This is a genomic window from Lederbergia galactosidilytica (assembly GCF_017873565.1).
Lineage (GTDB): Bacteria > Bacillota > Bacilli > Bacillales > Bacillaceae_C > Lederbergia > Lederbergia galactosidilytica.
In genome coordinates, this window is sequence record NZ_JAGGKH010000021.1 from 56,095 (window position 1) to 78,256 (window position 22,162).

At 38.0% G+C, this 22,162-nt stretch carries 18 protein-coding genes and 1 pseudogene; 12 read left to right on the plus strand and 7 right to left on the minus strand.

Going from position 1 to position 22,162, the window contains the following annotated elements; genetic code table 11:
- Positions 1-117: 117 nt before the first annotated feature.
- The 4 genes and pseudogenes from J2Z23_RS18445 to J2Z23_RS18460 form a co-directional block, all read right to left on the minus strand.
- Positions 118-1,395, minus strand: coding sequence for an ABC transporter substrate-binding protein (locus J2Z23_RS18445; protein ID WP_057982883.1), 1,278 nt, complete (start codon positions 1,393-1,395; stop codon positions 118-120).
- Positions 1,396-1,524: 129 nt separating this feature from the next.
- On the minus strand, positions 1,525-2,601 hold the full coding sequence (locus J2Z23_RS18450) for a response regulator (RefSeq protein WP_064468488.1): 1,077 nt from the start codon (positions 2,599-2,601) through the stop codon (positions 1,525-1,527).
- A gap of 3 nt (positions 2,602-2,604) precedes the next feature.
- On the minus strand, positions 2,605-4,386 hold the full coding sequence (locus tag J2Z23_RS18455) for a sensor histidine kinase (RefSeq protein WP_209974800.1): 1,782 nt from the start codon (positions 4,384-4,386) through the stop codon (positions 2,605-2,607).
- Between the two features lie 153 nt (positions 4,387-4,539).
- Positions 4,540-5,886, minus strand: a pseudogene (locus J2Z23_RS18460) (glycoside hydrolase family 30 protein).
- A 296-nt stretch (positions 5,887-6,182) separates the two neighbouring features.
- Here J2Z23_RS18460 and J2Z23_RS18465 point away from each other — a divergent pair.
- Genes J2Z23_RS18465 through J2Z23_RS18475 form a run of 3 tightly spaced genes read left to right on the plus strand, consistent with a single transcriptional unit; the run spans position 6,183 to position 8,653 of the window.
- Entirely contained in the window at positions 6,183-6,743 is a 561-nt protein-coding gene (locus J2Z23_RS18465) for a GrpB family protein (RefSeq protein WP_238482854.1), read from the plus strand.
- Positions 6,744-6,747: 4 nt separating this feature from the next.
- Positions 6,748-7,404, plus strand: a complete 657-nt coding sequence (locus J2Z23_RS18470; RefSeq protein ID WP_064468485.1) for a CPBP family intramembrane glutamic endopeptidase — start codon at positions 6,748-6,750, stop codon at positions 7,402-7,404.
- A gap of 28 nt (positions 7,405-7,432) precedes the next feature.
- On the plus strand, positions 7,433-8,653 hold the full coding sequence (locus J2Z23_RS18475) for a UTP--glucose-1-phosphate uridylyltransferase (RefSeq protein ID WP_209974802.1): 1,221 nt from the start codon (positions 7,433-7,435) through the stop codon (positions 8,651-8,653).
- A 73-nt stretch (positions 8,654-8,726) separates the two neighbouring features.
- Here J2Z23_RS18475 and J2Z23_RS18480 read toward each other — a convergent pair whose 3' ends face one another.
- The 3 genes from J2Z23_RS18480 to hflX form a co-directional block, all read right to left on the minus strand.
- Positions 8,727-9,401, minus strand: coding sequence for a uracil-DNA glycosylase (locus tag J2Z23_RS18480; protein ID WP_057982895.1), 675 nt, complete (start codon positions 9,399-9,401; stop codon positions 8,727-8,729).
- A gap of 152 nt (positions 9,402-9,553) precedes the next feature.
- Positions 9,554-10,453 carry a macrolide 2'-phosphotransferase gene (locus J2Z23_RS18485; protein ID WP_057982896.1) on the minus strand — a complete coding sequence of 300 codons (900 nt, stop codon included), beginning with the start codon at positions 10,451-10,453 and terminating at the stop codon, positions 9,554-9,556.
- 131 nt (positions 10,454-10,584) lie between these two features.
- Positions 10,585-11,853, minus strand: a complete 1,269-nt coding sequence (hflX, locus tag J2Z23_RS18490; protein ID WP_057982898.1) for a GTPase HflX — start codon at positions 11,851-11,853, stop codon at positions 10,585-10,587.
- A gap of 646 nt (positions 11,854-12,499) precedes the next feature.
- On the opposite strand from hflX, the gene shc reads away from it, so the two are divergent.
- The 9 genes from shc to J2Z23_RS18535 all read left to right on the plus strand — a co-directional run bounded on the left by shc (position 12,500) and on the right by J2Z23_RS18535 (position 21,914).
- Positions 12,500-14,368, plus strand: a complete 1,869-nt coding sequence (shc, locus tag J2Z23_RS18495) for a squalene--hopene cyclase (protein ID WP_338018445.1) — start codon at positions 12,500-12,502, stop codon at positions 14,366-14,368.
- Positions 14,369-14,703: 335 nt separating this feature from the next.
- The gene (locus tag J2Z23_RS18500; RefSeq protein ID WP_209974806.1) at positions 14,704-15,888 is read left to right on the plus strand and encodes an ABC transporter substrate-binding protein; all 1,185 of its coding nucleotides are present in this window, start codon (positions 14,704-14,706) and stop codon (positions 15,886-15,888) included.
- A 190-nt stretch (positions 15,889-16,078) separates the two neighbouring features.
- Entirely contained in the window at positions 16,079-16,564 is a 486-nt protein-coding gene (locus J2Z23_RS18505; protein ID WP_209974808.1) for a GNAT family N-acetyltransferase, read from the plus strand.
- A 76-nt stretch (positions 16,565-16,640) separates the two neighbouring features.
- Complete coding sequence (locus tag J2Z23_RS18510; RefSeq protein WP_057982906.1) at positions 16,641-17,360, plus strand: ABC transporter ATP-binding protein; 720 nt, start codon at positions 16,641-16,643, stop codon at positions 17,358-17,360.
- Positions 17,357-18,184 carry an ABC transporter permease gene (locus tag J2Z23_RS18515; protein ID WP_057982909.1) on the plus strand — a complete coding sequence of 276 codons (828 nt, stop codon included), beginning with the start codon at positions 17,357-17,359 and terminating at the stop codon, positions 18,182-18,184. Before J2Z23_RS18510 ends, J2Z23_RS18515 begins: the two co-directional genes overlap by 4 nt.
- An 81-nt stretch (positions 18,185-18,265) precedes the next feature.
- Positions 18,266-19,030, plus strand: coding sequence for an ABC transporter permease (locus J2Z23_RS18520; protein ID WP_209974811.1), 765 nt, complete (start codon positions 18,266-18,268; stop codon positions 19,028-19,030).
- 7 nt (positions 19,031-19,037) lie between these two features.
- Positions 19,038-19,718: a response regulator transcription factor gene (locus J2Z23_RS18525; RefSeq protein ID WP_057982913.1), complete on the plus strand. Its 681-nt coding sequence runs from the start codon at positions 19,038-19,040 to the stop codon at positions 19,716-19,718.
- Positions 19,703-21,142: a sensor histidine kinase gene (locus tag J2Z23_RS18530; protein WP_209974813.1), complete on the plus strand. Its 1,440-nt coding sequence runs from the start codon at positions 19,703-19,705 to the stop codon at positions 21,140-21,142. The genes J2Z23_RS18525 and J2Z23_RS18530 overlap by 16 nt, the downstream gene beginning before the upstream one ends.
- Before the next feature lie 91 nt (positions 21,143-21,233).
- Positions 21,234-21,914 (plus strand): DUF554 domain-containing protein, encoded by a 681-nt coding sequence (locus J2Z23_RS18535; RefSeq protein ID WP_209974815.1) that lies wholly within the window; start codon positions 21,234-21,236, stop codon positions 21,912-21,914.
- Positions 21,915-22,162 lie beyond the last annotated feature (248 nt).

Here is a 22,162-nt window from a genome sequence, read left to right on the forward strand (position 1 = left end):
CCTTACCTTTAGAGAATACGGAAAGCATAAGGAGGATAACTGCTGATCAGTGGGGGAAGCAGGCTTAAGCAATGATATACTGTACGTTTAAACCATCCCACTGACTGAAATGTCACTTTATTTATTTACTTCTAGAAATTGTTGCCATGCACGGTCAAGTCCTTTTAATACATCTTCCTGGGATTTATCACCGGCAAGATAACTTTGTAACAGTTTTTCTGATTCAGACTTAACAGCGGATGGAATGGAAGGGTCTTGGTAGACTTTTCCTTCCTCAATATAGGATTGTGACTCCTCTAACCATGGATAGAGCGGGAAAGTATGCAATTCTGAAATAGGGTTAAACGCCAAACTTTCATATAAACCACTGGAATCCTGTTCATCCATAATATAGTTAATAAAGTCGAGAGCTACGTCCTTGACTTTGCTATCTTTATAAACCGCTAAAGAAGTGGAAGTCCCTAAATTAATTAAGGTTTGACTCGGATCATCACTAATTGGTAACGGAGCTACTCCAAAATTAATATCACCATTTGACTTTTCAATTGACTCAGCCATCCAAGGTCCTTGTACCCACATCGCTGCTTTTCCATTAGCAAAATCTGCTGCCCCTTGGTCTTGTCCAATTTCTAAAGGTCGATCAGTTCCATGATCATTGACTAGATCAATAACAGGGAACATTAAATCTTTCAGCTCATCGAAGCTGCCTTTTCCCTCATTCATATTGTCAATAAAGCCTTTATTTGACGTTTCATTTGCCGATCCAACAACTAATGGTAAAAATAATTGTGGGATATAGGTGTCTTTATAAGCACGAATAAAGGGGGTGATATCATTTTCTTCCAATGTTTTAATCACATTTTCCAATTCTGTTAAAGTTGTTGGTACTTCAAGATTATATTCAGCAAAAATGTCCTTGTTATATAGAAAACCCCATTGCAATGTTTCTAATGGAACGGCTAGAACGCGATCATCTTTTGTAACAGCTGGAATAACAGTTTCATAAATAGTATCAACGAATGGTTGATCGCTTAAATCTTCAAGATAACCGGCCTTATCATAAGTAGGAATATCATTAATTGCATGAAGATTAAATACATCCGGGCTGTCTCCTGAAGCAAGACGAGTTTTTAATAATTGATCAGCCTGGTTCACAGAAGGCATTTCAAGCTTGATATTCACATCTCGTCCTTTTTCTTCCTTTTGTTTCTCCACAAATTGATCTAAATATGTTTCATATTGTTCTTTAAAACGCGGTTGACTTATAAATACCTTTAAATCTACCTTTTCAAGTTTTTCACCACTTGAATTTGTGGAGCTACTACTTGAACCGCAAGCTGCTAATAATCCCCCTGTTAAAATAAGAATTAATAATACAACAAATGATTTCTTCATTTATATCTCCTCCTTTTCTAAAATGATAACGCTTTCTGTAGGGTAAAGTAATGGATTTTGTTAACGCTTCCAGTTGGACTATTTTAAGAAACAAAGTACCCCGGAAATTAGAGATGAGGGATTGGACATTTACTTTCTCATCTCTCCTGGGGACATATGATAAAATTTTTTAAATACTCGATAGAAGTAGGAAATATCCTCATACCCAACTTTTTCGGCAATTAATTTGTATTGCATGGTTGTGTTTTCGACTAGCTCTTTTGCCTTTTTCATTCTAAGTGAAATAATATATTCCGTAATATTCTGACCATATTGTTTTTTAAATACGGTCGTTAGATACTCTTTGCTCACAAAAAAATTCTTGGCAACTATGTCTAAAGATAGGTCAGGAGAATCATAGCGTTGTTCAATGAAAAGTTTAGTTTCTTTCAAATTCAGTCGATGCTTTTGTTTTTTGTTTTCGCTAATTGTGAAAATGACAGCATGGCCTATTTTCATTTGTTTTTCTACAATTTTTTCCAATAAGGAAAGTTCGATCTGAAACAATTCTGGCTTAACCTTAAAATCCTCGAGCCGAAGTTGATATTCCTGCATAATTTCCTCAATCATTTCGATGAATTTTCTTTGCCAGTGAGCGAGGAAGGCTTCATCCCCTTTTAACGAATCCCCATGCAAAGAAATAAAATGATTCATATTCTTTATAAATTCCTCTTTATTTGCCTCCTTGATATGAAAGAAAAGAGAGCGAAGAAATGGTTGGATAATATCATTCATTTCTGGCCGACTCATCGAAAATAAATGGTAATGAATTTCAGATTCCTTCCTTTTTCTGCTTAGCTCAAGGGCTTTTTCAAGTGCTTGGTATAATTCAAGATGATTAATTGGTTTAAGTAAGTATTCAATCACTCGTGATTTAATCGCCTGTTTTGTGTAAATAAAGTCATGGTAGCCACTTAAGACAATGATGGGGAGATCTTGGTACTCTTTCTCAATGATTTCTAGTAATTTTTTTCCGTCGATCCCAGGCATTTTCATATCAGTTATCATAAGGTCAGGTTTTGTTTGCTTTAGAAAATCCAGTGCTTCTATACCATTTTTTGCTTCTTTAATATGGACATCGTTTAAGGGAGAGGAATCCTGTGTCACCAGTGTTTTAATGGTATCTCGAACCCATGCTTCATCATCTACAATTAATAACATTACCATTAATTACGCTCCTTTCGTTGTTTGATAGGGCAATCTCAAAATGATCCTTGTGAATTTACTTTGTTCACTTTGGATATCAATTCCATATTCATCGCCAAAAAAGAGTTTTATTCTTGCATTCACATTTTGCAGACCAATTCTCCCTTTTTGAACATATTTACCAGATGAGAGATTCCTTTGGATTGCTAGTAAATTCTCTGGAGAAATACCCAGTCCATTATCTTCAATGACGATCTCAACTTCGTCAAAGACTTTTTGAATATCTACTTTAATAACCCAGTCATCTAGCTTGGAGTCAAATCCATGAATAAAGCAATTTTCTATTAATGGTTGAATCGTCAATAAGGGGATGAACCCATTTTTTGCATCTTCGTCAACAAAGAGCTGGATGTTGACTTTATCATGAAAACGTATTTGCTGGATATATAAATAATTGTTTAAATGATTAACTTCTTCGTGAATCTGAACAATACTATTTTGGCTTCTTGTAATATAGCGAAACATACGACTTAAGCGTTGTGAAACATCATCGATTTCCTTAGCGTCTTTTTTAATCGCCATTCCGCCAATCACTTGTAGGGTGTTATATAAGAAATGAGGATTGATTTGTGCCTGTAGGGCTAAAAATTGTGCATCTTTCTTTTCCATTTCTCGCTTAAAATCTTTTTCGATTAATTCGCGAATCCTAGCAAGCATTTCTTGGAATTTGCGGTTTAAAATTCCGATTTCATCTAAACGATATGTATTTATTTTGACTTTAAAATTATTTTCTTCCACATTCTCCATTGTTTTTGATAGTTGAATAATTGGCTTTGTCACTTCGCCTGCAACAAAAATGGATAGAAGAATGGTTAAAAGGATAGAAATGAAAATAATCATTGTTCCGGATTGCCGAATATGGGTAGCCCCAATATTCATGACTTCATTGGGAACTAGCTTTATTAAGATAATATTTTTATTTAATTTTTTTTGAAAAACATAGACATCATCTTCTTGATGATAAGTTGTTTCAGCCTGTATTTCTCCATTCATAAGATTTTTCGAAGTTTTTTTAGCAAGATTGCCTATGGAGGTATAGCTAGGATTATAAAGGATTTGACCGGTTGTACTAATTAACAAAACATGTTCGCCTTTATTGCTTTGAAGGTTTTTCATAATTGGGTCAAACAAGGAAAAATGTATATCGACTTTTATTCTTCCAATTAATTTTTGATCTTCAAAGCGAAATATGTTTCGTTCAAGTGTAAAGCTATCGGCCGAATCATTCATATTAAATAGAACGTCTTTTCTGCCAGGATTATCTGGAGCATACAGATAGGGATTAACAAAAAAGTCATTGTCCTGGAGACGGTAACTCATTTTATTTTCAAATGAAATAAGGGAGGCCGCCTGGATACTTGAGCGACTATTGTACAAATTAAGCAGCTTATCTTGTATAAAGGATTGAATGGTATAGACATTGGATGGTTGAATGGGTTCAGTTAAATAGGGAACTAACATATCATCCACCATAGATGAAAATAATAGTTCATCGTATTCTTGCAGTTGATATTCAATATAGTCGCCAGATAGGTCTACTCGAGATATATTCGAGCTTATCTCTGAAGATTCAACTGTTCCTCTTGCTATATTAGTTGAAATCATTAAAAAAGTAATAAGGGGTACCAAGATAATGATTAGCAATGTACTAATTAATTTTCGCTGAATACTCTCCATGAAATAATGATTAAAATAATGTTTTATTAAAATCAATAGGTACTTAATCCGCCCCCTATATTTGACCATATATGTCCCTCTTTTCCCATTAAAAATAGGATAGTCTGTAGATGGACCACCCTATCTTAGCTTATACAAATTCATTCTAAAAACTAATCAAGAATATTTGGGACAATTATGTTCCCATTATTCCTAAGTATGCGACAAAATAAATCTCAGAATTTATCCATGAGTCTCAAATTGAATAATTGTATTAAAAGATTCAGGTTTTAAGGCAAACTGATATGTGGTTTCTGAATCCTGGAAATGAAGGATACGTTCATCTTTAAATGGATTGGCGATGATCAAGACGATAGAATTATCTGGATTTTTAAAAGCTAATGCATTCCCTGTCCAAGGGCCTGTAAGCCCTAATCTCACCGCACCCGGTATAATATAATGTGAAAAATGCTTCATTACGAAATACTCTGGATTGTTTATTCTTGCTTTTGTTGCTGGGTCCACTGTGATCAGTGAATTTTGTTCCCATCCCCATGTACTACGGCCTTTAGGAGGCAGAGCCATATTCCAGTATATATAACTATTGACACCATTTGTAAAATAATGTTGATACAAATTAAAAACATATTTAGCATAATCCCATGTATTGGTGCCATCACCACATTCATTTTCAGTTTGCATATATTTTTTATCGGGATAGCTTGCTCTAGTCCGTTGGATGGCATATTTTCCAGCCCACTGATAACCAACACCTGTAATATATTGATTGGCATCTGGATCACTTAACACAATATTAGCATAGACATCGAAATCTGAGGTTGTTTTATTGGTTAGCTCTTCCCATGGTTCTGGTGCATTAATCGTCCCCAGCCAAATTTCGGTATCCAACCCATGTTTATCAAATGCGGGTCCTAAATAGTCACGGATAAAATCACGAAGCTGTTCACCGGTCCAGACACAGGAAGGGAATTTTTGATCTGCAACTACTTCGTTTTGAACGTGGATTTGGTGAATCGTTATGCCTTCCTCTTAATAAGCTTGAACAAACTTCACAAAATAAAGTGCGTAAGCAGAGAGCACGTCTTCTTCCCAACGAAGTGTCCCATAATTATAAGCTTTAGGTGTCTTCATCCATGTTGGCGGACTCCATGGGGAGGCGAAGAATACAAGGTTTGGATTATATTTTAGTGCCTCTTTTATGTAAGGAATAAGGTGTTTTTTATCCCTTTCAATCGTAAAATGTTCCATTGCATAGTCTTCATCCGTTTCATTTAAGCTATACCAATCAAGCGCATAATCACTAGCACCAATAGGGATACGGCATATAGAAAATTTTTGCTCTCCTCCTGGATGAAAGAGGGAATGAAAGACATTTTCTCGCTCTTCATCCGTTAGTTCTTGTAAGGCCTTCCAACTCAGCTCATTAAAACAACCACCAAACCCATCAACCAATTGAAATTTTTCTCCTGTTAAAGCTAGATTACTCTTGTCAGATGTGGCTTTGATATCACTTTTTGGCTGCCAGGTCTGGTCTGCTGTGCTTGATATCCACCGAATATGTTTGTTCATTAATGATCCCCTCCATATCGTACTATGTCTATTTGCTAACATTATGACCGTGGGTCAAGCTGCTAGTGAGATTGATGATTAAAAGTCACTTTATTTTATATGTTAACGCTTTCCTAAAAAGGATTGAATAGACTTTGTTTACGGATATTATTGGACTATATTAAGATGAATCATTAATCATATATCATTAAAGTAAATTTTAAATTAGAATCATGATAAGGGTTCACCACCTAAAAAGGGATTGAATTATATTCAAGTAATCAGAGGCTAAGTGATTCGAGTGATTTGGTTTGTTTTTGGATAAGAGATTTATCTTAAATAAGGGAAGTGATAAATTGGCAAAGTCTACTGTTCAACTAGTGGATTATACTCCGAAGTGGGAAAGACAATTTGTTGAGGAGAAAATGAAAATCATTGCGGTGATCGGGGGGGAAATTTCAGGGATCGAGCATATTGGCAGTACAGCGATCAAAGGAATGAAGGCGAAACCGATTATTGACATCATGGTTGGTGTACAAGATTTACAAGAAGTTCCTCAATTCGTAAAATCTTTAGAGAAAATTGAATTTGAGTATGTTCCAAAACCTGAATGGAGTGATAGAAAGTTTTTTAGGAAGGGGGAGTGGGGACAAGGGACATGTCATTTACATATATGTGAGATTGATAGTATGGAGTGGAAAGAGAAATTATGGTTTCGGGATTATTTACGAGCAAATCCCCAAGTGGCTAATGAGTACATTGCAGTAAAAAAAGACCTAGCCGCTAGGTATATTCAAGATAGACCAACATATACAAAGGAAAAAGCGCCTTTTATAAGAAATGTAATTGAGCTAGCGGGGAAGGGGCGAAAATCATAATTAAATGGTCATCATAATCTGGGCGCTTCTATTAACGTTTTCCTTTGCAATCATTAAATGGGCGATCACAATGATTACAAGAAAATTAGGAATGGCCAATATAAATAAGACTAGCATTTACGTCTGGGGATTTATGGCAGTTGCTGTTTCCTTTTTAGTGAAGGAACATTTTGTATACAATCTTCCAGCGCTTGATCGTCAAGTGCTCCTTGTCTGTTTGGCACTATTTATCGTGAATATGGTTATGGCGAAATATTCGGGGTACAAGCCGATTGGGGTATATAATACGATAAACTTTGTGATTTTCTATCCTTTGTTCGAGGAAGTTGTCTTTAGAGGATTGATATTACCGATATTGAATCAATCATTTCAGTATCAGTATACTTTGATTGAGATAGCTTATTTACCAGTCACTATAGCTGTTGTAATCTCGGCATTCTTATTTGCAATCGCTCATTTACAATATTACAAATTAAATAGACTGAGTATTCGCTATATGTGTTTCGCGTTCATTGGCGGGATTCTATTTGGTGCGATCGCTGATTATACACAATCCATCTTTCTGTCTGTATTGCTTCATATTGAGTTCAATTTTTTATCTGCCACTTACGCATTTAAACAGCAAAAAGTCCAAAATAGGGTTCATACGCAAGGAAGTTGAGGGAGAAACAGGGAAAGGAAGAGTTTAAATGAATAAATACAAAATTTTGAAGGGAAAATTGACTCAATATCATCAGGAGCATTTGCTTTCCTTTTTTCACCAATTGAAGCCAGGTGAGCAAGAAAAATTACTTGAGCAAATCGAGGGGATTGATTTGCAGGAAATGGAAGTTGCCTCTCGACAATTCATTTCCCATCGTATACAGCAGCAGGCAAAAATCACGCCTATCGATTATGAATCGATGCCTCATCTTTCTAAAACGAGAAGAAAAAAGTTAGAAGAGTGCGGCCTTGAGCGCATAAAAGCAGGAAAAGTAGCTGTACTTCTTCTCGCTGGAGGGCAAGGGACTCGTTTAGGGCATGACGGACCAAAAGGAACGGTCTCTTTAGGAGATTCATCAGATCAATCGCTATTTGCTTTACAAGCTAAGCGATTGCGTGCAGTTGAAGAGAAAGCAGGAGCTAAGATTCCCTGGTATATTATGACAAGTCCTAGTAACGATGACGAGACAAAGGCGTTTTTTACTAAGAACGATTACTTCCAATGCGATCCAAAACAAATTTATTTTTTTCAACAGGAATTAATCCCAACGATCACATCAGCGGGAAAAATGATTTTAGAGAGTCAATCAGAGATTTCAATGGCACCGAATGGCAATGGCGGTTTATTTTCTTCAATGAAGTCAAGTGGGGTATGGGATGATTTGCAAGAAAAAGAGATTGATTGGGTGTTTTTGAATAATATTGATAATGCGCTTGTCCAAGTGGCAGACCCTCTATTTATTGGGTTTGCTGAAGAAAGTGGAGCTGAAATTTCTAGTAAGGCGGTAAGGAAACGGAGCCCAGATGAAAAAGTCGGTCTATTATGTCTAGCAAATGGGAGGCCAAGTGTAGTGGAATACTCTGAATTGGACGCGAAGGAAGTGATTGATCAGATGTTGATCAATGCGAATATGGGTATTCATCTTTTTCACATAACCTTCCTCGAAAAAGCAATAAATTCATCTCTTCCTTACCATTTTGCCCATAAGGTGATTCCACTAATTGATGAATATGGCCAGCATGTGCAAGTCAACTCTCCCAATGGATATAAATTGGAAAAATTTTATTTTGATGTGTTTCCGCTTGCCGAAAAGATGTCTGTTTTACAAGTAGAACGAGAGAAGGAATTTGCGCCTGTCAAACAAAAGACTGGTGAAGATAGCTTAGAAAGTGCAAGAAAGCGACTATTTAAAAACACGAAAGCATAGCTGGCGAAAATGTTTTGTATGGGTTAATATCGATTGCTGTCTATTCATCAACAGCAATCGATATAGATGTTCTTTATTCAATTCGCCACTCTACTTCCGTTTGCCCCGTCTTTCTTAGAATATCATTTGTTTGAGAAAATGGTTTGCTGCCAAAAAAGCCACGGTAAGCAGATAATGGACTTGGGTGGGGAGACTTAATAATATAATGCTTCGATGTATCAATCAGAGCTTGTTTACTTTGTGCCGCACTTCCCCATAAAATATAAACAACTGGTGTTGTTTTTTCATTCAAAACTTTTATAACTTGGTCGGTGAAGATTTCCCAGCCTTTGCCTCGATGGGAATGGGCCTGTCCTTGACGGACGGTTAAAACAGAGTTTAATAGTAACACTCCTTGTTCAGCCCAACTGACTAAATAACCATGATCAGGTGGTGGGTAGCCAAGATCATTCTCCAGTTCAATAAAAATATTTCTCAGCGATGGCGGTTGTTTGACTGTCGGCTGCACAGAAAAGCTCAGTCCATGAGCTTGATGGGGACCATGGTAAGGATCCTGCCCCAATATCACGACTTTTACTTGCTCAAAAGAAGTGTAATGGAGAGCATTAAAAATATCATTCATCGGTGGATAAATCGTTTGGGTAGCATATTCCTTTTTTAGAAATTCTCTTAATTTAACATAGTATGGTTTTGTAAATTCCTCACCGACTTTTGTTGCCCAATCATTTTTTAAAATATTTGTATTCATCCTATCCTTCCTAACGTCAAAGTGATTTGTTTGGATAAGCAAAGGATATCATAGGGAAGTCGGAGAGTGGAAATATTTAACTATGAAAAAACTAATATAAGTCTTTTGGGAAAGGAAAACTACTGAGAATCCATAGTTTTTAATATATGCTTTTATACTCCAAGGGTAGTTTTTGCTATTTCTTCATACTCTAGTAAACCAGACTTTGCAGCAAATTCGGCGATTCCAATTGGATAGGCCGCTAAAAGCTCGCTAGTATGTTCAAACATAGTGGGCCACACGTAACCGCCTGCTTCTTTATAAAAATGGATCAATTCTTTTAAAGCAGTCTCGCCGAAAGTTGCTAAATGTGCAGTAAAATCGTTAGCAGGATCACTTACTTGCGCTTCAGTCCAATCGATCAATCCTGTGACACTAGCATCTTTTTGTTTAATAAGAATATGGCCGGCATGTAGATCACCGTGAATGAACGCTGTTTTTTGGGGCCATAGTGAATCATTTCCCAGCCATTTTTGCCAACGGTTCCATAGCTTTTGACTCACGCCGTAGGTTGATTTTACCCATTCCATTCTTTCTAGCATAGAATTTCTTAATTTAACTGGAGTTTTAACGGATAACCCGGCTTGCTGAGCCTCCTCATGTTGAATGCTGTGTAATTCTACTAATGATTTTGCTAATGATTTATGAAAAAGTGTGGGAATATTTTTTTCGTCTATCTCCCATTTATAAGCCTTTGCTTCTGGATCAATCGTTCCAGTTGGTATACCAGTTAACAATTTATAGGCAATCAACTGCTCTGAGAAAATGCGCCAATCAGGTGTTTGAATGGTAAGTTTAGGCCCTACCACATCCAGAATCTTTTTCTCTTTTTGTGCAGTTGGAATAACATCAGCCCTTCTAGGAAGTCGAAGCACCCACCGCTCACCATCTAAATCTATAGCGAAGATAACTTGAAAATCAAGACCTGATTCATTTCTTTTTATAGAATCCATCTGCAAATGGAGCCCATGCTTTTTTGCGATGTCAAACACTTGTTTATTGGAATTCGTCATCGGGATTCCTCCATTTTTCATTTTTTAATTTGCTTCATAGTCATACAGTGGACGAAAGGGGGAGAGGCAATGCACCTCTCCTAGCCGGCAATACTTGATTCTTTACCCTTCCTTTTCTCTGCATTCATCTTCTAATCTGCTGCCTCCGCCTTTCTTACATATTGCTGGAATTTCTCGGCGTCTGCTTTTTTACATTCTACAGTGAATGCAGTCCCCTCTTCCTCATAACGAGTTGCGAGAATTTGACTATGCTCATTGAAGTATGAAATGACAGCCCCATCGGTATACGGAATGAATAAATCACATTGCAGATAATCCTGAAAAATTTGTTCACTAAGCAATTTTGTAAACTCTTCTATACCTTCACCAGTTTTAGCTGCGATATAAACGCTATTTTCCTGTGAGGGAAAAGGACCATCAACTTTATCCGCCTTATTGTAGGCGTACAGGACCGGAATGTTTTCAACACCCATCTCTTGTAAAACCTGATTGGTTAATGTTTTCTGTTCCTCATGGTAAGGGTTCGAATAATCGATCACATGAACAAGTAGATCTGCTTCCATTACCTCTTCGAGGGTAGAACGAAATGCTTTAACAAGATGATGGGGAAGCTTGTTAATGAATCCGACTGTGTCTGTTAATAAAAAAGATTTGTTTCCTGGTAAATCAATTTTCCTTACTGCTGTTTCTAATGTGGCAAATAACATATCTTTTTCAAATACTTGTTTTTCCTGATCGGCCTGATGATTGTTTAGCATGGTATTCATTAGAGTCGATTTGCCAGCATTCGTATATCCAACAAGAGAGACAACAGGAATTTCATTTTTATGGCGTTGCTTTCTTTGGATCTTTCTTCGAGCAACCAATTGTTCCAGTTCCTTTGATAATGCTGAAATCTTCATTTCAATTTTACGACGATCCAGTTCTAATTTCGTTTCGCCAGCCCCGCGATTTTTTAAGCCGGCGCCCCCGCCTTGTCGTCCTAAGGATTCACGGCTTCCGACTAAGCGGGGAAGCATATAGTTTAGTCTGGCGATCTCTACTTGAAGTTGAGACTCTTTTGTTTTGGCTCTGCTAGCGAAAATTTCCAAAATCAACATAGTACGGTCGATCACTTCACAATCTAATTTTTCTTCTAAATTGCGAATTTGCGAAGGGGAGAGCTCATCATCAAAAACGACGATATTTGCCTCAAGTTCGGCAATAAGTGCTTGTAATTCTTCCACTTTTCCGCTGCCAATATAATATGTTTTATCAAAATGCTGTAAGTTTTGCGCGATTTCACCTATCACGGAAATATGACATGCAGTAGCTAAATTCACTAATTCTTCCATAGAATAGGTGAAATTTTCCAAGGCTTGTTGACGATTCACTCCAACGATTATTGCTTTTCTTTCCATAAAGTAATCCCTCCGATTTTTTTGAAAAATAAAAAACACAGGCGCTCTGCCTGTGCAAGGGAAACGGGTTCAATAGAAAAAATCCCATTGGAATAGAAATCCCTTTCTCGTAAGGAAAGGAAATTTAAGGATTTACTCGACACTTTAATCATTCGTGTTATCCACTCCTATTGAGCACGATGAGATAATTCGAGTAAAAGAACCCATTTTGTAGATGGAAAGGTTGCTGGATATATAAGAACAACAAAAAGAGAGAGAATCGTCTCTCCCTCTGTCGCTAAAAATTGTGAAATTTGAGGTTCCCCTAAATAGGCAGACTAATCCCGTAACCCTGCACAGTCAGCAGAGCTTTGACCATATTCAATTACTGGTTCAAAGTTTGGAATCGAAGTCTAATAGTTGCCACTAGGAAAACCCTCCGTTCATTAAAAGTTACACCCATCATAGCATGTGAAAAGCGAAAGCGCAATACAAAATTCGGGGACTGTCCCCCATCGCATTAACGCTTTACCAAGTTCGGGGACTGACCCCCATCGCGTTAACGCTTTACCACGGTGGGGGTCAGTCCCCAAAAGGTAAATGTTCATTTTACATGAAGAATATGTTTATAGGAGTGAGGAGAATGGAGGGAAGGCTGTTGAGGAAAGTGGATGAGGAGATTAGTCGGATTATTGCTAAGTTTTTTCAGGATCAATCAGCTGATGGATCGTGGAGTTATCCGTTTGAGATGGGAATTGTGACGGATTGTTATACAATTATTTTGCTGAGAATACTTGAAATTGATAGGGAAGAAAGGCTAATTAAGGGGCTGGTGCATCGGATTATGGAGAGACAAGAAGCCAATGGTGCATGGAAATTATATCAAGATGAAAAGGATGGAAATCTTTCTGCAACAGTGGAAGCTTATTTCGCCCTTTTATATTCGGGCTATAAAAGCAAACATGAACCTGAGCTGATAGCTGCCGAACAATTTATTAGAGAGAATGGAGGACTTGCTCAGACGCAAATTTTTACGAAAATAATGTTAGCGATTGCCGGTCAATATAAATGGTCTGATATTTTTCCGATTCCACTTGAATTTATGCTCTTACCAGACACATTCCCAATTAATTTCTTTGATTTCTCAGTTTTTGCAAGAGCGAACCTTGCACCTCTTTTTATTCTTTCCGATAAAAAATTCACCATGCAAACGCAACAAACCCCAAATTTATCGGAGCTACTGATAACTGGGAACACTGCTTTTTTTACTATAGAGGATAGACGTGACTGGGGTTCTATCTTAGATGTGATTGAACAAGGAGTGGAGGCTTTATTAGGATTACCTGAAGAGTTGCATCAACTCGCTCTAACGCGTACAAATGATTATATAATGAAGCGAATCGAACCAAATGGAACACTTGAAAGTTATTTTAGTGCCACATATTTTATGATTTTTGCTTTTTTAGCCCAAGGATATGAAAAAAAGCATTCCATTATAGCTAGAGCAGTGGAGGGGATTAAGTCTACGATCTGCCAAATTGGGGACAGTCCCCATATTCAATACACAATAGCGAATGTATGGAATACGGCATTAATTAGTTATGCATTACAAGAGGCTGGTGTCCCATCCGAATCCTCGGTCGTTGAAAGGGCCAATCAATATTTACAATCACGTCAACAACACAAGCTTGGTGATTGGGCTTTGCATAATCCGAACATCCCACCTGGTGGCTGGGGCTTTTCTGATATCAATACAATTAATCCAGATGTAGATGACTCTACTGCCGCATTAAGGGCAATGGCCTTATCTGTAGGCAAAAATAACGACAATTTACCATTATGGAATCGCGGTATCCAGTGGGTAATGTCAATGCAAAATGATGATGGGGGCTGGCCAGCATTTGAACGAAATATTGATCAAGACTTACTCACATTGTTGCCGATTGAGCGTGTAGAAGACCTAGTGTTAGATCCTTCTACACCTGATTTAACAGGAAGAACATTAGAATTTCTCGGCCATTACACTGATATGAAAAAAGATCATCCGTTGATACGGCGTGGGATTGACTGGTTACTTGAGCACCAGCAGAAAGATGGCTCATGGGATGCAAGATGGGGGATTTATTATATTTACGGCACATGGGCAGCCGTAACAGGGTTAAGGTCCGTGGGGATTCCAGCACAACATCCTGCTTTGCAAAAAGCAGTTGGCTGGTTGCAAAAAATTCAACTAGCAGATGGTGGCTGGGGAGAATCTTGTAATAGTGACAAAGCGAATCATTATATTTCGCTGCAAAGTAGCACGAGATCCCATACAGCTTGGGCGCTCGATGCACTTATTGCTACAGCAACGGAAAGGACGCCGCAAATAAACAGTGGGATAGAATTTCTTATTCAGCAAAAAGAAGTAGCATGGACAAGAGAGTATCCAAAAGGGCAAGGAATGGCAGGAGCCTTTTATATTCATTATCATAGTTATGATTTAATTTGGCCGTTAGTCACGCTAGCCCATTATAAGAGGAAATTTTATTCGTAATGGGGCCAATCCAATCCCTGCTGCTTTGATGTTTTAGGTATTGGGAGGACGACCCCAAAATAAAAGGAATGAACTAATTTTAACTAGCATACGTTAGATTGAAAATACGTTAGATAGAGACGAATTAGAAGGGGGAGTAAAAAAAGCTATGGCCAGAGGAAGGAACCGAAAAGATGGGAGGGGTATAAATTAAGAAGAATTACTACCTATTTATATTTCTGATTTTCTTCTTCATATTAATAGCTGCTTGCAATAAGGAAGAGCCAATAACAGAGGATAACAAAAGTGAGCCAGAAACAACTTGGGGTTACGATGGAGAGCCTGCCACAGTCACAATGCTGATCAATGTTGGTGAAGAGGAGTTCAGCCGTCGTTATCAGGAGCAAATAGCTGAAGTGTACCCCAATATTACATTGAAGCTTATTTCCGGATCACCAAATGATTCCCAATTTTTACAGGAACAATTTGCTCGCGGTGAAATACCCGATATTATTCCAACTACTCCGACGCTGGAGTATATCGAAGATCTCGATTTGCTCATGCCTATTGATGATATGATTGAGCAAAGTGGCTTTGACCTTGGCGTATTCCGGGAAGGCATCATCGACAACTTGCGTGCTATAGACCCTCTTGGAGAGGGAAATCTATATGGCTTGCCGATAGAATCGACGTTGATGGTGATGTACTACAATAAAGACATTTTTGACCGGTTTGGCGAATCCTACCCGGTTGAAGGGATGACCTGGGAGGAAGCGTTAGAGTTGGCAAAAAAACTGACGCGTGAAGTCGATGGTGTCAAATACAAAGGGCTAGCACTTGAGCCATCATATGCCATTCCATATACCCAGCTTGCTATCCCTAGTACTGACCCTGAAACAGGCGAAGTTTTATTCACACAAGACCCGAGCACAAAGCGCGTATTCGACTGGCTTGACAAGCTTCGCAATATCCCTGGACTGCTGGACATGGATGAGGATCGGCCGGATGGCTTCGGCGGAAATGGGCAAAACATTGCGATGTGGATTAGTACAGCGCCGTGGTTGCCATTACTCGCCCCAGTTGAAGGCTTGAACTTTGATATGACTAGTGTGCCTGTATGGGATGATCTACCAGGTATCGCGCCAACGACACCAGCAATGCCATTTAACATCACCAAACACAGTGAAAACAAAGAAGCTGCCTGGGCTGTCATCTCGCACTTAGCGACAGAAGAAGGACAAAAGGTCCTCTCTGCTGCTGGAAGTGCGCCAACATATGATAGTGAGGAAGTCTTCGCCTTATTTGGTCATATGGACTTAGAGGACGGAGCCACGTATAACGTCAAGGCCCCATTTATCAACCAAATGGGAGAATTGCCGCCTTATTCTAAATATGGACCACAAATGACCTTCCATGGTGATAATTTTATCACAACAAAAGCAAGAGAATTCCTCGATTCTGATGTAGATGTCGTCACATATCTTAGGCAGATGGAAGAAGAGTATACGACGATTGTAGCGGAAATGAAGGCTAGTGAATAGGAGTTCAGTGGGTGGTAGCCTCCGGTCGATGGCCGGAGTTTTTTGCGTAGTACAATTCTACTGTATAAAAAGATCATCATAAAAAAGTTATCAAGTATCTAATTGATTAACTTTATTATCAACGATTAACAATTATATGAAATATTCGGGTACGGAAGTAGGGCATAAAATGTAATCAGGAGGAGTTTGAATGAAGATAGGGCAAACAAAAGACTTTGAGTTAATTGCAAAATTGAATAAACCTGTTCATGATTTGCATTGTTCACTATACCCGAAGTATTTTAGAAAATATAACTTTGAAGAAGTGAAAGAGCTGTTTAAGCAATTAATGAAAAATAGGGATTTTATTTTTTTGATTGTAAAAGAGAAAAAAGAAGCTCTAGGTTATGCCTGGATTGAGATCAGGCATTATCACGAAAATGTTTTTAACAAAGAATATCATTCGATTTATGTCCATCAACTGAGTATTGTCCCATCTAAAAAAAATAAGGGCTTTGGCACATTTTTGATGGAGGAAATCTATCGTTTTGCCCAGCAACAAGCCATTGACCTTGTTGAGCTGGACTATTGGGTCGATAACAAAATCGCCAAGGAATTCTATAAAAAACACAACTTTATCAAATATCGCGAGTTCGTCTATAAACAATTAAACGGGGTCAGTCCCCCACCACGTTAAAACATTAACGCGATGGGGGACTGACCCCGACTTTATAATTTCTTTATAAATGTGTTTTACACTCTCGGTAGGAGGGATGAGAGTGGATAAGAATGTTTTAGTGTGTAGGAATGTTTCGAAGAGAATGAGAGGAAGGTATTTGGTGAAGGATGTTTCTTTTCAGGTTGAGAGGGGGGCGATTTGTGGTTTGCTTGGTCCGAATGGGGCGGGGAAGACGACACTTATTCGGATGCTGACGGGATTGATTCGTCCTACCGCAGGCGATTTATGGATCCAGCAACAGAGTGTTGTGAAAAATCGCGAGCAGGCGCTGGAAAATGTGGGAGCGATTGTTGAGTCCCCAATCTTTTTTTCCTATATGACAGGACGAGATAATTTAAAGAATTTGGCAAGATTGCACGGATTGTCCAAACAAGAAATTGCTGAAAAGGTCAAGGAGGTATTAACGATTGTGGGGCTTGAGGAACGTGCTAATGAGAAGGTACGCACCTATTCTTTAGGAATGAAACAACGACTCGGCATTGCGCAATCGCTTTTAGGTGATCCTGAGTTGCTGATTCTAGATGAACCAGCCAATGGTTTGGATCCAATGGGAATGAGAGAATTACGGGAATTGATTCTGACCTTGAAAGATCAATACGGCAAGACGATTTTGATCTCGAGTCATCTACTTGAAGAAATTCAAAAAATATGTGATCAAATTGTCATCATTCGTGAGGGAGAGTTGGTGTGGCAAGGGGCATTGGACCATGAACAAGATCTAGAAACGTTTTTTATGGAGCGGATGTCCCGATGAAAACGTTAGTGGCAGTCGAATGGCAAAGATTGTGGAAACGAAAGATCCCCTGGCTGATGATGCTAATGATTCCAGTTTTAGTCTATATTTCAGCACTCTTTTGTCAAAAGCAAAATCAAGCATTCACACCAGATCTACCACAATATACAGTGGCCGGTAATTTCCCTGTGCTTGGCCTTTCAGAGATGCTTATGACAGCCTTCAATCTTGTCGCAATGATTATGGCTGTGATGATGGTCACAGAAGAGTATCGCTCAGGAGCTTTAAGAATGGTGTTCATTCGCACCAAATCATTTCAACAACTCATGTTTGCGAAGTTTTTTGTAATGGTCGTTTTTCTATTTCTCTATTTATTAAGCTATTTTTTAATTTGTTATGGTATCGGGCTATGGATGTTTTCCAATCCTGACACCTATCCACAATTTTACCAATCGCACCCGGTCACATTTCTAGAAGGGCTATTATATAATGTACAATTTTATGGTTTGGCTTTTCTTACTTTAATTGCTATTAGCAGTGTAATCTTTTGTGTTGCAGTTATTTCTCATACGATGACTACAGCACTTGGGATTAGTATGGGATTTCTGCTAACCTGTTTTGCTTATCCCAATGTGATTCAGTTATTTCAAGCTTTAGTAGGAAATGAAACGATGCTAAAGATATTTTTTACATCGATCCCGATGATTCAATGGGAAGGAATTACAATGATGTTGGCTGAAACACCACGTTTATTCGGTTGGATAATGGTTGTACTAATCGGTTATTGCGTTTTATTTCAGATTTTGCATCTATTGGTTACAAGAAAGAAGGATATTTTTGAATGAAGAAAATAATCAATAGTTTCTTAGTCAGTAGAGTGAAAAATATGGGGAACTGTTGCCCAGTAGTATGGAGAGGATGGTTCGATGAAAAATATAATCATTAGCGAATATGAGCGTACATTTAAACGAAAAAAAACGATGATTGGTTTAGCGATATATGGCTGTGTCTTAGCATTTGAATGTTTCTTTTTATATGCCATGGGTGGATTAAGTTTTTATGATCCTGAGCATTCTGTGCAGTTAAACTCGATCAATACAGCTCCTTTTCTTTTGCGTGAGTTAGGTATTTTCCTCCACTTCATTTTAATTCCGATATTTGTCGTAGATAGTTTCAGTGGGGAATATTCATCAGGAGCATTGCGGCTTGTATTGATCCGACCGCAAAAAAGATTGAAGATCTTGTTAGCGAAATGGCTTGTTCAAGCAAGTTTTGTTATGGCGATTATGCTAGTAACATGGCTTGTCGGTACGATCTTTGGGATGATCAGTATGCCATATGTAGAAGAAACGACGTTTTACGAGACGGGCCCGATGAATGCTTTTTATGGCATGTTATACACATTATTGTTTTATGGATTGGCGACTTTCATTATGATGGGTGTAATTGGTCTATGTAGCTTGATGAGTATGCTTTTACCAAATCCGATCTTAGCATTTGCGGGCACGGTTGCAGCCCTCATTGGAAGTTTGTACGTCCATGATGACTTTGAATATTTCCTTACTTCAGATGCTATTTTTAAAATACTTGGGGAACAGCGAGGAGAATTTTATATTAGTTTATTTCTAATTATTGTTATAAGTTGTATGATGAATGTAAAGATATGGCAGAAGAAACAATGGATAGGATGAAGGCGAGATGACGAAGGTTTTAATTGTCGATGATGAAAAAGGTATCGTAGGCTTTATGAAGGACTCCCTTACTGATCAAGGGTATGATGTCCTCACAGCTTATAACAGTGAAGAAGCCTTACAAAAGCTTGCTCAAAAACCCGATCTTATTATTCTGGATGTGATGATGCCGGGGATGAATGGTTTCGAATTATGTGAACAGATTCGCCATCTGGTGACTTGTCCAATCATTTTCTTGAGTGCGAGGAGCAGTGAGGAAGATCGGATCAAAGGCTTATTAATCGGTGGGGATGATTATTTAGTGAAGCCATTTAGTATGAAAGAATTACATGTACGGATTATGGCCCACCTTCGCCAGGAACAAAGAAAAATGAGTAGGCCGATTAAATATTTACATTTTGGTCATCTTCTGATTGATTTAGAAGGTTATGCAGTTTTTTACCAAAATGAGCGAATTGCTTTTACATCGAGAGAATTTGAACTTTTGAAATTACTTGCCCTTCATCCAGGACAAATCTTTTCACGGGAACAAATTTATGAAAAAATATGGGGCTATGATGCAGAAGGAGATTCCTCTACTGTCACAGAACATATTAAAAAAATACGTGCAAAATTAGCTGAATATAATAAAAACATGATATTTATTTCAACTGTCTGGGGAGTAGGATATAAATGGGAAAAGCCGTAAAATCTATGCGCAGACAGGTTATTAGCTCATTTTATAAAATATTAATCTTGAGTATTTTGGCAACGGTTTTAACATGGGGGACCGCACTCCTCATGCTAATCAAAAATCAAGATAAAATAAATCCAGCTAATTATTATGAAAGTCAAATCCCAATTATTATGGAATACGTTGAACAGGAGAAGGAACAGTTGTTGCAGAAGGAAGCACAGCAGGAATTGGAAAGGCGAATCCCGCTTGAAGGACTGGATTATCAAGTATTAGACACCCATGCTAATCTAGTATATGGTTCGACAACGAAACAATATATAAAAGATGAGCAGGATTTATTGCAGCAGTTGAATAGAAGTTTACATGATAAACATAATATTATTCTCTTTAATCCGCTCCTTAGCAAAGATGGTGATTTTATCGGGGCAATTGGTTTTCGTTATCAGTTAACTGTCGCTTCAGCTAATCCACAATCCAAAGGATTTATTATAATTCTCTCATTACTGCTCCTACTCTCTCCATTTTTTTATTTCTATTTATTTTCCTTTCTCATTGGTAGAAAATTGAGTAAGCAAATGGAGACACCTTTTCGCTCCTTAATGGAAGGCGCGAAAAAAATCCAACATCATGATTTGGATTTTCAATTGGTAGAGTTTAAAACGGTAAAGGAACTGCAGGAATTAGTTAATGCTTTCGAAGAAATGAGGATTGCCTTAAAAGAGTCGCTATTACGACAGTGGCAAATCGAAGAAGAGCGCAAAGAAATGGTCGCTGCGATTGCGCATGATCTTCGTACACCGCTGACAATTATTCATGGTCATGCCGAAGGATTAATAGAACGGGGAATCAATGATCAGGAAAGAGCGGAACGTTATATCAAGATCATCTTTTCAAGTACAGAGCGAGCAGTCCAATTATTAGATCAGCTACATACAGTTTCGACGATTGAACATCCTGAATTTACAATCGAAAAAAAGTCTGTGAATATTACCGAATTTATTGCGAATAAACTGAATGAATTCCAAATGCTTTGCCAAGAGAAACAGCTACGTTTAACACCGAATATCACGGTCGCTTCTGAACAATATGTCGATATGGATTCACAACGAATATCACAAGTCTTAGATAATATTATCGTCAATAGTATCCGCTATTGTCCAGAGTATGGAGAAATTGAATGGGATACAAGGATTCATAAAGGAATGTTGATTATGGAAATAAAGGACAATGGGCCCGGGTTTCCAAAGCAAAACATCGGACAAGTTTTTTCGAAATTTTACCGAGAAGATCAATCAAGAACTGGGACAGGTGCTCATTCTGGTTTAGGATTATATATTGCGCAAGAACTCGTAAAGAAGCATCACGGCTCCATAACGGTACAAAATCGTCCAGAGGGCGGAGCTTATACGAAAATAAGTATTCCGCTCAAGGACTAAGGGGCTGAGCACGATTTATAATATGGAAAGTCACAAACAAAATCAATAAAGATGCGGGGCCCATCCATCTTTTTAGAAGGAGAAAACAACAATGGGTGGAACAATTTTTAACTGTGTGATGATAATACTGGGAAGTGGAATAGGCAGTTTATTTAAGAAAGGGATAAAGGAAAGGTATCAAGAGGTTGTGATGCAGGCGATGGGACTTGCAGCTACTGCTTTAGGGATTCATGCGATTGTCAAGTATATGCCCATTAGTGAATATCCCGTTCTTTTTATTGTCAGTCTAGCAATAGGAGGATTAGTTGGTGAGAAATTAGAACTGGAAGCGAAGTTTAAGAGACTTGTCCAGCGATTTTCCAAAACAAATTTAGCTGAAGGACTTTCAACAGCGATCCTCTTATTTTGCATTGGTTCTTTATCCATATTAGGACCTGTGGAGGCGGCGTTACATGGGAATTATACATATTTAATTACAAACGGAATTTTAGATGGGATGACCTCGATCGTTTTAGCGACTACGTTTGGGGTCGGGATCGCCTTTACGGCGATTGTCCTCTTTTTATGGCAGGGATTTTTCTATCTTGGTGCTCTCTATATGGAAAACTATTTAACTACAGAATTATTGGCTGAAATTTCCATTATCGGTGGTGTGCTGATTTTAGCTTCTGGTTTAAGTATTCTCGGGATCAAAAAATTTAACACGATTAACTTACTACCTTCGTTAATTATTCCCTTTCTCTTTTTTATGGGATTACATATTTTTTCATAGAACTTTTTAGTGTGAGAAGAATCGGATATCTGCCTCCATAAAAGAAGGGGCAGTTTTTCTTGTTTCTGCTTTTGTGATAAATCAAGTTTGTTCTAAGAATGGAAGAGTATGTTGTTTGATCTTGTACAATCGCTTCCCTCTGTCATTGGCTAATTGTGGAAAAGGGGCGGAGCTACGCGAAAGGATTTCAACCTATCATATAGTGAGTAAAAAAATGGGAAGTATGCTTCATTCAAGAAACCGAAGAG

Coding starts and splice junctions, on each gene's coding strand:
- J2Z23_RS18445 (WP_057982883.1), bottom strand. CDS start 1,395: ATGAAGAAATCATTTGTTGTATTATTAATTCTTATTTTAACAGGGGGA.
- J2Z23_RS18450 (WP_064468488.1), bottom strand. CDS start 2,601: ATGGTAATGTTATTAATTGTAGATGATGAAGCATGGGTTCGAGATACC.
- J2Z23_RS18455 (WP_209974800.1), bottom strand. CDS start 4,386: ATGGTCAAATATAGGGGGCGGATTAAGTACCTATTGATTTTAATAAAA.
- J2Z23_RS18470 (WP_064468485.1), top strand. CDS start 6,748: ATGGTCATCATAATCTGGGCGCTTCTATTAACGTTTTCCTTTGCAATC.
- J2Z23_RS18475 (WP_209974802.1), top strand. CDS start 7,433: ATGAATAAATACAAAATTTTGAAGGGAAAATTGACTCAATATCATCAG.
- J2Z23_RS18480 (WP_057982895.1), bottom strand. CDS start 9,401: ATGAATACAAATATTTTAAAAAATGATTGGGCAACAAAAGTCGGTGAG.
- J2Z23_RS18485 (WP_057982896.1), bottom strand. CDS start 10,453: ATGACGAATTCCAATAAACAAGTGTTTGACATCGCAAAAAAGCATGGG.
- hflX (WP_057982898.1), bottom strand. CDS start 11,853: ATGGAAAGAAAAGCAATAATCGTTGGAGTGAATCGTCAACAAGCCTTG.
- J2Z23_RS18500 (WP_209974806.1), top strand. CDS start 14,704: ATGCTGATCAATGTTGGTGAAGAGGAGTTCAGCCGTCGTTATCAGGAG.
- J2Z23_RS18505 (WP_209974808.1), top strand. CDS start 16,079: ATGAAGATAGGGCAAACAAAAGACTTTGAGTTAATTGCAAAATTGAAT.
- J2Z23_RS18510 (WP_057982906.1), top strand. CDS start 16,641: ATGAGAGTGGATAAGAATGTTTTAGTGTGTAGGAATGTTTCGAAGAGA.
- J2Z23_RS18515 (WP_057982909.1), top strand. CDS start 17,357: ATGAAAACGTTAGTGGCAGTCGAATGGCAAAGATTGTGGAAACGAAAG.
- J2Z23_RS18520 (WP_209974811.1), top strand. CDS start 18,266: ATGAAAAATATAATCATTAGCGAATATGAGCGTACATTTAAACGAAAA.
- J2Z23_RS18525 (WP_057982913.1), top strand. CDS start 19,038: ATGACGAAGGTTTTAATTGTCGATGATGAAAAAGGTATCGTAGGCTTT.
- J2Z23_RS18530 (WP_209974813.1), top strand. CDS start 19,703: ATGGGAAAAGCCGTAAAATCTATGCGCAGACAGGTTATTAGCTCATTT.
- J2Z23_RS18535 (WP_209974815.1), top strand. CDS start 21,234: ATGGGTGGAACAATTTTTAACTGTGTGATGATAATACTGGGAAGTGGA.